At 34.4% G+C, this 11106-nt stretch carries 9 protein-coding genes; 8 read left to right on the top strand and 1 reads right to left on the bottom strand.

Going from position 1 to position 11106, the window contains the following annotated elements:
• The first annotated feature begins 21 nt into the window (after nt 1-21).
• From MR053_RS11405 to MR053_RS11380, 6 genes are read left to right on the top strand one after another with little or no spacing between them, the layout of a single operon-like run.
• Nucleotides 22-1620 carry a sodium:solute symporter family transporter gene (locus tag MR053_RS11405; protein WP_242132562.1) on the top strand — a complete coding sequence of 533 codons (1599 nt, stop codon included), beginning with the start codon at nt 22-24 and terminating at the stop codon, nt 1618-1620.
• 14 nt (nt 1621-1634) lie between these two features.
• Nucleotides 1635-2258: an L-rhamnose mutarotase gene (locus MR053_RS11400; RefSeq protein ID WP_242132561.1), complete on the top strand. Its 624-nt coding sequence runs from the start codon at nt 1635-1637 to the stop codon at nt 2256-2258.
• Nucleotides 2231-3334: a Gfo/Idh/MocA family protein gene (locus MR053_RS11395; protein WP_242132560.1), complete on the top strand. Its 1104-nt coding sequence runs from the start codon at nt 2231-2233 to the stop codon at nt 3332-3334. Before MR053_RS11400 ends, MR053_RS11395 begins: the two co-directional genes overlap by 28 nt.
• A 21-nt stretch (nt 3335-3355) precedes the next feature.
• The gene (locus MR053_RS11390) at nt 3356-4597 is read left to right on the top strand and encodes an enolase C-terminal domain-like protein (RefSeq protein WP_242132559.1); all 1242 of its coding nucleotides are present in this window, start codon (nt 3356-3358) and stop codon (nt 4595-4597) included.
• A gap of 32 nt (nt 4598-4629) precedes the next feature.
• Nucleotides 4630-6285 (top strand): glycoside hydrolase family protein, encoded by a 1656-nt coding sequence (locus MR053_RS11385; protein WP_242132558.1) that lies wholly within the window; start codon nt 4630-4632, stop codon nt 6283-6285.
• Between the two features lie 60 nt (nt 6286-6345).
• Nucleotides 6346-7251 carry an alkaline phosphatase family protein gene (locus MR053_RS11380; protein ID WP_242132557.1) on the top strand — a complete coding sequence of 302 codons (906 nt, stop codon included), beginning with the start codon at nt 6346-6348 and terminating at the stop codon, nt 7249-7251.
• On the opposite strand, the gene MR053_RS11375 is transcribed toward MR053_RS11380, so the two are convergent.
• Complete coding sequence (locus MR053_RS11375) at nt 7248-8123, bottom strand: AraC family transcriptional regulator (RefSeq protein WP_242132556.1); 876 nt, start codon at nt 8121-8123, stop codon at nt 7248-7250. The genes MR053_RS11380 and MR053_RS11375 overlap by 4 nt on opposite strands.
• 128 nt (nt 8124-8251) lie before the next feature.
• Here MR053_RS11375 and MR053_RS11370 point away from each other — a divergent pair, with 128 nt between their 5' ends.
• A complete protein-coding gene (locus tag MR053_RS11370; RefSeq protein WP_242132555.1) occupies nt 8252-9646 on the top strand; it encodes a sugar porter family MFS transporter in 1395 nt (464 codons plus the stop codon).
• A gap of 5 nt (nt 9647-9651) precedes the next feature.
• Entirely contained in the window at nt 9652-11103 is a 1452-nt protein-coding gene (locus MR053_RS11365) for a sulfatase family protein (protein WP_242132554.1), read from the top strand.
• Nucleotides 11104-11106 lie beyond the last annotated feature (3 nt).

Here is an 11106-nt window from a genome sequence, read left to right as displayed (position 1 = left end):
TATTTGAATTTTTTCAAATTTATGGGGTTAGTTTCAGGTATAGATGCTATAATAATCTGTGTATATTTTATAGTTATAATATTAATCGGGTTATGGGCATCTCGTAAACAAAAAAACACAAGTTCTGGATATTTTCTCGCAAACAAAACTTTAACTTGGTCCGTTATAGGGGCTTCTTTATTTGCTTCCAATATATCAACAGTACATCTTGTTGGATTAGCCGAGTCTGGTTTTTTAGACGGTATTGTTTGGGGTAATTTTGAGTGGTTTTCTTCGTTTGAGCTAATTCTGTTGGCATTTATTTTTATTCCATTTTATATAAGAACCAAAATATCTACTCTACCAGAATTTCTTGAAAAAAGATATGACGGACGGTCACGAATCATACTTGCAATATTTAGCATTTTAGCTGCATTATTCATGCACATAGGTGTTAGTTTTTATGCTGGAGCTGTAGTAATAGAAAATTTATTTGGTATAAACATTCTAATATCCATTATTATCATTGCTATTGCAACAGGGATATATACCATTATAGGTGGTTTGGTTTCAGTGGTTGTAACAGAATCTGTACAAACCATTATATTGATTGCTGGCTCTATAACCATTACCCTTTTAGCTATTTATGAACTTCCAGATATTGGTATTAATTCTTATGAAAGCTTAAAGCAAGCTGTAGATCCAGACAGATTAAAAGCGGTTAGTTTTGATGCCAATAAAAAAGGTTTTACCTTTTTAGATATGCTTTTTGGGCATTTGGTATTGGGCATCTGGTATTGGTGCACAGATCAAACGATTGTCCAACGAGCTTTGGGTGCAAAATCTGAAAAACAAGCAAAATTAGGAGCATTGTTCGCTGGTTTTCTAAAAATCCTGCCCGTTTTTATCATGGTCGTTCCAGGAATTTTAGCATTTGCACTATTTCAAGAGGAAATTGGTAGTGAAACAAAAAATGTTTTACCTGTACTTATCATGAATTTAATGCCTATTGGACTCAAAGGACTAATGATTGCGGCACTTTTAGCTGCCGTAATGAGCTCTGTGGCTGCTGCTCTAAATAGCTGTTCTACACTTATCGTTTTTGATGTGTTTGATAAAATCAAACCTCATCTCTCCGACAAATCAAAGATACAAATTGGTAAAATAACCAGTGCCACTGTCCTTGTCCTTGCTGTTGCTTGGTCTCCCTTTTTAGGGGATTTGGGAAGTATTTTTGCCTTAATCAATCAAATGTTCAGTATTTTTGCTCCTTCAATTGTGGTTGTATTTCTTTGGGGTATCTTATCTAAAAAAGGTACAAGCAATGCATCCTTTTGGACTTTATGCCTAGGGAGTTTATTTGCAGGAACTATCTTTATTATAGAAAAATACATACCTATTAATGGTATTGAAAATTATATTTCAAACCCAGAGGGACTAGGCATCAATTGGTTACGACAAACCTATTTGTACTTTATAATTTCTTCTTTCATATATTTTAGCGTTTCTTATATTGATAAATCTAAACAAAGCATACCTGAAACCTTTTATTTAAAGATAAAATCACCATCAAAAACAGTCAATACCTTGAGTATTGTATTGGTTATTGTCATGTTAATCATTTATGCTACCTTCTATTGATTAAAGCTATGAATATGTCTACCAATCAATTATGTTTTGTTTTGGAAAACAAAGGGAATTGCAGTGATTCAGAACTAATATCCAAATGCAATAGCATAAGTTTCGACAATAATTCTATAAAACTTGAGATCTATAAGCTCCAATCTGTTTATTTTATTATTATTCAGGCTTTAAAACAGGATTCGAATACTATAAGACAGTTTCAACAACTTCTAAAAAGTTTACAAGAGTTAGATAGAATAATTAAAATCAGTAGTAAATTAAATTGTATTTTTAAAAAAGAAGCACTAGATAATACAACATCAGACCATAAAAGAATTGTTATGAGTCTAGAATTAAAAAATGACCCCATATTAATTTCTGAATACAAACAGATACATAGAAAAGATAAAATATGGCCTCAAATCATTACAAATATGGATACTATTGGTATATTGGACATGGGATTATATCTCTACAATTATAGCGCCTTTATAATTATGGACACCCATTTGGATTTTGATTTAGAAAAGGACGGAAAACAATGGTCCAATCTACCAAAGGAACGAGAGTGGCAATCCTATGTAGCCAAGTTCCAAAAAGTGAATCCCGATAGTAAAGCCATGGAAAAATGGCAAATTATGACACCTTTATTGTAATGAATATAAACCAAGACGTTACACTGCCAAATACTCCCCTTCCCATAGTCATTATTGGTGCGGGTGGCATTGTTAAAGATGCCCATTTACCTGCATATCAATTGACAGGGTTTCCTGTAAAGGGCATTTACAACAGAACCCAAGAGAAGGCACAAGCTTTAAAAAATGAGTTTCCATTTGTAGAAAAAGTCTATAACAGTATTCCAGAATTAATAGTTGATGCCAAATCATGTAATGCAGTATATGACATTGCCTTGCCTGCAAATCATAACTGTGAAATTCTAGAACAAATTCCAGAAGGTTCGGCCGTATTGATACAGAAACCAATGGGTGAAACCTTAGAAGAAGCCAAACAAATATTGGATATATGCAGGCGTAAAAAATTCGTTTCCGGAATTAATTTTCAATTACGCTATGCACCCTATATAATGGCTGCAAGAGATTTAATAAAAAAAGGTGTTTTAGGTGACGTATATGATGTAGAAGTTATGGTGTGTGTCTTCACGCCTTGGCATTTATGGGATTTTCTTTTTGATTTACCAAGGATGGAAATTTTATATCATAGCATTCACTATTTAGATATGATACGGTCCTTTTTAGGTAATCCTAAAAAGGTATATGCAAGCTCCATTAAACACCCTAAAATGAAAGCATTGGCACAAACCCGGACAACCATGATTTTAGATTATGACGATTGCCTGCAAGCTAGGGTGATTACCAATCATGGCCATGAATTCGGGTTGGAAAAACAACAGTCCTACGTGAAATTTGAAGGAACTAAAGGCGCCATTAAAATAAGAATTGGCCTATCTATGGATTATCCTAAAGGCGTTCCAGATACATTTGAATATATAAACTTAGAAGACAAGGCTCCTAAATGGAAAGAGCTTCCTTTAAAAGGCTCATGGTTCCCCGAAGCTTTTGTAGGAACGATGGCCGGCGTACAGAACTCATATTTAGATCCAACCATTCCATTATTGCACAGTACAGAAGATTGTTATGAGACTATGAAACTTGTTGAAGCAGCTTACCAATCGAGTGAAAAAGGAGGAGTTGCCTTTTCTGAAATAAAATAAAAACATCTTTAATAAACGAAAATGAATAAAACAGTTTTTATAAAAAATATAGTGGTTAATGATTCTAGATTTGAGCTTGGCAATGGCGCAGGATCTGATGCTATACATACCACACCTATTTATGCTTATGCGGTATGCAAATTGAAAACAGACACCAATCTGGAAGGTATTGGATTAGCTTTCACATTAGGGACAGGCAATAATTTAGTTTGTGAAGCTATTAAATATTTGGCCAGGCATATAGAAGGCAAAGAAATTAATGAGTTAATGTCCAACTTTGGTGAAACCTACAAAACCATGGCTGAAGACCCAAATTTTAGATGGTTGGGTCCCCATAAAGGTGTGGTGCATTTAGCCCTAGCTTCTGTGGTAAATGCATGCTTTGATTTGTGGGCAAAATCAAGAGACTTACCTTTGTGGAAGTTACTCCTTGAGCTATCACCTTATGATATTGTAAATACCTTAGACTTGAGTTACCTAGAAGATATTTTAACTCGTGATGAAGCCATTTCTATGTTAAAACAATCTTCTTTAACAAAACAAAATAGAGAAGCTATTCTTTTAAAAGGTTACCCTGGTTACGATACCTCCATTGGTTGGTTTAATTATAGTGACGAAAAAGTAAAAGACAATATTAAAAAAGCCATGGACCATGGATTTACGGCCATGAAGCTGAAAGTTGGCTCGAAAGATCACGAGCGTGATATTAGAAGGGCTTATCTAGTTAGAGAAACAGCAGGAGAAGAAGCTACAATTATGCTTGATGTAAACCAACAATGGCATTTACCAGAAGCCATACATATGGGAAAAGCATTAAAAGGCATGAACCCATATTGGATTGAGGAACCCACGCACCCTGATGATGTAACTGCCCATGTTGCATTAGCTAAAGAAATTAAACCAATAAAATTGGCTTTAGGTGAACATGTTCCAAATAAAATCATCTTTAAAAATTTTCTACAATCGGGCTGCATGAGTTTTAATCAAGTTGACGCGGTAAGGGTTGGTGGTGTTTCAGAATTTTTAACCATTAGTTTAATGTCTAAAAAATTCAATGTTCCTGTTGTGCCCCATGTAGGTGATATGGGGCAAATCCATCAGCACTTAGTGCTTTACAACCATATTGGAATGGAACATAAAGCATTGTTCTTAGAGCATATCCCTCATTTACAATCGTATTTTAAGCACCCTGTAAGTATTAAAAATGGACACTATCAAATACCTGATAACCCCGGAATGAGTTCCGATTTAAAAAACATCTAAAACACATTTAAAGCCAATAAAAATCAACAATCATGAGATTAAAGTATTACCTATTGACATTACTAATTCTGTGTACCCTTAATCATAAGATAAACTCTCAAATAAAAGAAAGGGAACGTCCAAAATCATGGGATAGTTTAACTTTTGGAGGAAAGTTTATGGATCGCTTTTTACCTATGCCTGTTCAAGGAACCTTAACCTACGATACATGGGGGGCAAAAAATGTAATCCCGAGATATGTAGATAACGGTATAGAAGATAGCATCAATTCCTATTGGGGAGGAAATGCACTATTGGGAAAAGATAATAAATATCACCTTTTTGTTTGTGGTTGGCCGGAAAATTCTCCGAAAGGACATATGTACTGGAGTAAATCTACTGTTTTTCATACGGTTTCTGAAAACTCCTTTGGACCTTATAAAATAAAGGATACTGTTGGACCTGGACATAACCCTGAAATATTTCAACTTAAAGATGGTAGATACATTGTTTATGTTATTGATGGCCATTACATCTCCAATTCCCTGAATGGCCCATGGAAATACAAAAAATTTGATTTTGATAAACGTGATCGAAAAATAATTGAAGGGTTGAGCAATCTAAGTTTTGCCAAAAGGGAAGACGGATCAATTATTATGGTATGCCGAGGTGGAGGCATTTGGTTTAGTAAAACTGGAACCTCTCCATATAACCAAGTCACTGAAAAGAGTGTTTATCCACCTGTCGAAGGTGAGTTTGAAGATCCTGTAATCTGGAAAACCAATATTCAATACCATATGATTGTTAATGATTGGTTAGGAAGGATTGCTTACAAACTTAGGTCTAAAGATGGAGTAAATTGGAAAATAGACCCAGGTGAAGCTTATGCTCCTGGTATTAGCAATTATGAAGATAGCACCCAAGAAAAATGGTTTAAATATGAAAGAATAAAAGTTTTGCAAGACAAATACGGCAGAGCTACCCAAGCTCATTTTGCTGTTATTGACACCATTAAGTGGAATGATTTACAAAACGACAATCACAGCTCCAAACATATTGTAATACCTTTAACCAAAGGAAAATTGGCTACCATCATTAATAAAAACCAAATTACAGCAAAAACCAAAAACATCACAGTTAAAATTGAAGCTGAAAAAGATTTTAATCCCCATACGGATATAGACTTCAAAACTTTAAAATTTGGAGCGCCAGAAGTGGTAGATTTTGGAAAAGGTTCCAAACTTATAAAAACAGAACAGTCGGGAGATGATATCATCATTACGTTTGAAGGCAAAGGCAATGGCCTTACCGATGATAATTTTGCTGCCAAAATAATAGGCAAAACCATCAAAGGCGAGTTATTATATGCCTACTGTCGCTTGCCTAGTGTAAACTATATAGAGCCTATACTATCGGCAAGAATGCCAAAAATAGCTTTAAAAATAGAGGGTTGCGATATAAGTGTTGAAATTGAAAACTTTGGGCAAGTAAACTCTAAAATATCCGATTTAAAGATTCTATACTTAAAAAATAACCAAGAAAAGGTAATTGGATCAGGCAAAATTCCAAAATTAAAACCTTTCGAAAAGACAACTGTTGTATTAAAATCTAAAGCTATTTTAAATAAAGGAGAAACCTACAATATTAAGATTGTTATAAATTCACCAGAACAAAAACCAACACTATTGCATGGAGAGATAATTCCTTAAAAACAACTAATTTTTTAATTTTTCAAGCAATCCTAAAATTTAATTGATAAAAACAGAAGCATGAATTCAAAACAAATAACTCTAAAGGCTATAATCATTTTAGTATTCTTCACCACTTATGGACAAAAGAAAAAATCTCTAGTTATAGGCATAGATGGTTTACAATTTAGTCAAATTGAAAAAGCCAATACACCCCATATGGATAATTTTTATATTAAAAGAGGATTTACTGGAGGTATTTATGGAGAGAAATCAGAGCAAGCTACTTCAAGTGGTCCAGGCTGGATTAGCCTTTTAACTGGTGTATGGTGTGATCAACATGGAATAACCAGTAATGATGGAACAAAACTAAGTAATGCACCAAGCATATTTAGCTTTATAAGGGATCACGATAAAGATGCATATATAGCGAGTATAGCCACATGGAAAGAAATTAATTTAATTTTAAAAAACGATTTGTATAAAACTAATTTTGCAACAGTTGGTGGTTCAGATTATTTGTCAACAGATATAGTTATCAATCAAATTGAAGACTACGCTCCAGATTTTAGCTTTGTGCATCTGGATGTTATTGATCACGCAGGACATGAATATGGTTTTGGAGGCATGTATACAGAAGCTACCGAGTTTGTTGACTCCTTAATAGGTAAAATTATGGCTGCTGTTAATCATCGTAGACAAAAATATCTTGAAGACTGGCTGGTTATTATTGTAACAGACCATGGTAGGGATGAGAAAGGCTTCTCTCATGGTGCACAAAAAACAACTCAAAAAACTATATTTATTGGAATGAATACTGAAGGAAATGATTATTTCAATAATAGTGATGATGGCAAAAAATTAAATACCTTACAAGAAGTAGAAACCTTAATACCTCAAACTTCAGTTGTACCAACAATATTAAAACATTTAGAAATTCCAATTAAAGAAAGTTGGAAATTAAACGGAAAATCCTTAATTGATTAGCCCTTTATTGTATTTCTATATTTTTTTGGCGATAGCCCCATAACCTTTGAAAAAACACGTGTAAAATAAAAAGGATCGGTATACCCTACCTGCTTTGCTATTTCGTTTATTTTTAGATCACTAAAATCCAGTAGTCCACAGGCTTTTTGGATTTTTAAATGTGTTAAATAATCTAATGGTGACCTAGAGGTTTTCTTTTTAAATAAAGAACAATATTGGGCAACCGAAAGCCCTACATGGGCTGCCAAGGTTTCCAAACTCAATTTCTCATTTAAATGCCCTCTCATGTAGGCAATACTCTTTGCTATCCTATTGGGAGAATGTATTTCCTTTATTTTTCTAAACTGAGACAAATACCGCAAAGAACCTAGCATGTGCCACAAACAAATGTTGGCATACTCTAAATTATCTTTGCTATAGCCCATTTCGAGGTTGTTGTAAATCTCTTCAAAAAGTAAAATTCTGTCCCTAAACCTAGAATTTGCCGATAAGTCAATTTCAACCTTTTCATTAGGGTGATTGACAAAAATATGCGATTTATCGCCTGTAAAATGAATCCAATAAATACTCCATGGATTTCGATTATTGGCGCCATATCTATGAGGCGTAAATGCAGAAATGATAATATATTCGTTCTTTTTAATAACCTGTCTCTTATTGTCTATTTCTACCCAACCTTCACCATCAATACAATAAATTAAAATATGTTGCGAACTTCCTTTTCGCTTTCTATAATGATTTTCGGCTTTCGGATAATACCCAATATCAGTTACCATCAAAGCATTGATAAGCTCATTTTCTTTTAATTCTTTTAGAATGCCCCTAGGTAAAATCACCGATTTTTCTTCCTTAAAACCTTCTTTTTTCCTCATGCCTTAAAAATATATTAAAATAATAAGATAATCCAGTTTTATAAAAGTATTTTCTATTTGTTTTAATGGGCTTTACTTCTAAATTTGGAAATTAATCCATTAATTTATTCACACAACTCCAATAGATTATGAGTAACACACATACATTTAACTATCGCTTTTTAATTAGTATTTCAATGGTTACCGCCATGGGTGGACTTTTATTTGGATACGATTGGGTGGTTATTGGTGGTGCAAAACCTTTTTACGAAAAGTTTTTTGGTATTACCAACTCGCCATCATTACAAGGTTGGGCAATGAGCTGTGCTTTAGTAGGCTGTCTTGTGGGTGCTATTTTTTCCGGACTTCTTAGTGATAAATATGGTAGAAAAAGACTCTTAATTTTAGCTGCTTTTCTGTTCGTACTTTCTGCAATAGGTACTGGTGCCACAAGTCATTTCACGCTTTTTATTATATATCGCATTATTGGAGGTGTTGGTATTGGCTTAGCCTCTAACCTCTCTCCTATGTATATTGCCGAAGTTTCACCAGGTACTGTTAGGGGTAAGTTTGTGTCCTTAAACCAATTAACTATCGTTATTGGCATACTTGCTGCCCAATTGGTTAATTGGCAATTAGCAGAACCTGTTCCGTTAAATGCTACCAATGCAGAGATTTTAAACTCATGGAACGGGCAAACAGGTTGGCGTTGGATGTTCTGGATGGAAATTATTCCTGCTGGACTCTTTTTTATACTCATGTTTTTTGTTCCAGAGAGCCCTAGGTGGTTGGCAAAAAATGAAAAAGAAAGCAAAGCAGTCGCTATTCTTTCTAAAATAGGCGGAAAGGACTATGCCCAAGGAGAAATTAATAATATTAATGAAAACACGCTGGGGCTTTCAGAAAAAATAAATCTTAAAGAATTACTTAGCCCCAACTTAAGAAAAGTACTAATTATAGGGATAGTTATAGCCGTATTTCAACAATGGTGTGGCATCAATGTGATTTTTAATTATGCCGAAGAGATTTTTTCATCGGCTGGATACGGTGTTTCAGATATTCTTTTTAACATAGTAATTACAGGTAGCGTAAATTTAATATTTACCTTAGTGGCTATTTTTACTGTGGACCGTTTGGGCCGACGTGCTTTAATGCTCATGGGAGCCGGTGGATTAGCAGGCATTTATGCCTTAATGGGAACAGCATACTTTTTCGAAATTACAGGATGGCCTTTATTGATTTTGGTTATTTCAGCAATTGCCTGTTATGCCATGTCCTTAGCACCAGTAACCTGGGTGGTACTTTCAGAAATTTTCCCAAATAGAATTAGAGGTGCTGCCATGGCAGTAGCAACAATAGCCTTATGGATAGCTTGTTTTATTTTAACCTATACTTTCCCGTTATTAAACCACTTTTTTGGAGCATCAGGAACGTTTTGGTTATATGGGGTTATCTCGATAGCCGGCTTTATGTTTATCTATAAAAAATTACCAGAAACCAAAGGCAAATCGTTGGAGGATATTGAAAAAGAAATCATCAAATAGCTCTTATGAAGTTTATAAGTTTAGCCATATGCTTCCTTTTTCTATCTTGTTTAAGTGACAAGAAAAATAAGCATGCAGATATTTCATTAGAAAAACCAAATATTTTATTGATTATAACAGATGATCAAGGTTATGCTGATTATGCAGCATACGGAGGTGCTAATGATGTATCTACTCCTGCAATGGACATAATTGCAAACTCAGGAGTCTTATTTACCAATGCTTATGCAACATCGCCCATTTGCAACGCTTCAAGAGCTGGAATCATTACAGGAAATTATCAACAGCGGTGGGGTACTTTTTATTATGGAGGAAACGTTTTTCCTGAAACTGTTAAAACCATTCCAGAATTGCTTAAAAAAGAAGGCTACAGAACAATAAAAATTGGTAAAACACATTATGCCGAAATATTAGACAATAATAACATAGAAAACCCAACCAAACTAAGAGAGTTTCCTCTAAACCACGGTTATGATGAATTTTTGGGGTTTTGTGCCCATCGACATGATTACTTCAAAATGAAACAGAGTGATGATGTTATTGAAGAACCTTATGATGATAGAATGTCACAACGTGGTCCGCTTTGGGTAAATAACGACCGTAAAGATTTTGATGGTTATGCCACCAACGTGTTTGGCGACGAGGCCGTAAAACAAATCTACAGAGAGGATGAGCGGCCATTTTTTATGGAACTTGCTTTTAATGCGGTACATCATCCTATCTATCAAGCTCCAGAAGAATATCTTCAAAAATTTGGTATAGAGAAGTTCCCTGAATGGGATCCAAAATTAGAAAGCTTTAAAGTTTATCACGAAAGAAACTGTTGGATGGGAGAAATAGATCCAGATGGTAGAAAGCGATATTTAGCCAATCTAGCCTGTTTGGACGACAATATTGCCAAAGTCTTAGCTGCTCTAAAGCAAACGGAAAAATGGGAAAACACTTTAATTATTTTTGTATCAGATAACGGAGGCTCCCAAAACACTTATGCGAATAATGGTATTTTAAAAGGTCATAAATACATTTTAACCGAAGGTGGCATACGTACCGCTTTTACCATGAGCTGGCCAAAAAAACTAAAATCCAATCAAAAATTCAACACACCTGTTTCTCATCTTGACATTTTACCTACCATTTTATCTGCAGTAGGTTCTAAAGTTCAGGATTCTATTACTACAGATGGGAAAAACATATTTCAAGTAATTGAAAAACAAAAACAAACCATACATGAAAATTTGGTATGGGATACTGGTAACGAATGGGCTGTTAGATCTGGAAGTTGGAAACTCCATGTCGCTAAAACCGATTATATTTTTAGATCCATTCATTTAGAAAAAGGCACATATCTCTATAATTTATTGGACGATCCTGGATGTAAAAATAATTTGGCTGATAAAAACCCAGTGAAAATAACCGAGTTGACGAAAATCCATGAAAACTGGGTAAAAAATCTGTAATAT

The organism is Aestuariivivens marinum (assembly GCF_022662175.1).
GTDB classification, from domain to species: domain Bacteria; phylum Bacteroidota; class Bacteroidia; order Flavobacteriales; family Flavobacteriaceae; genus Aestuariivivens; species Aestuariivivens marinum.
Note: the sequence above shows the minus strand (reverse complement) of the source record. Positions and strands in the feature narration are given on the sequence as shown.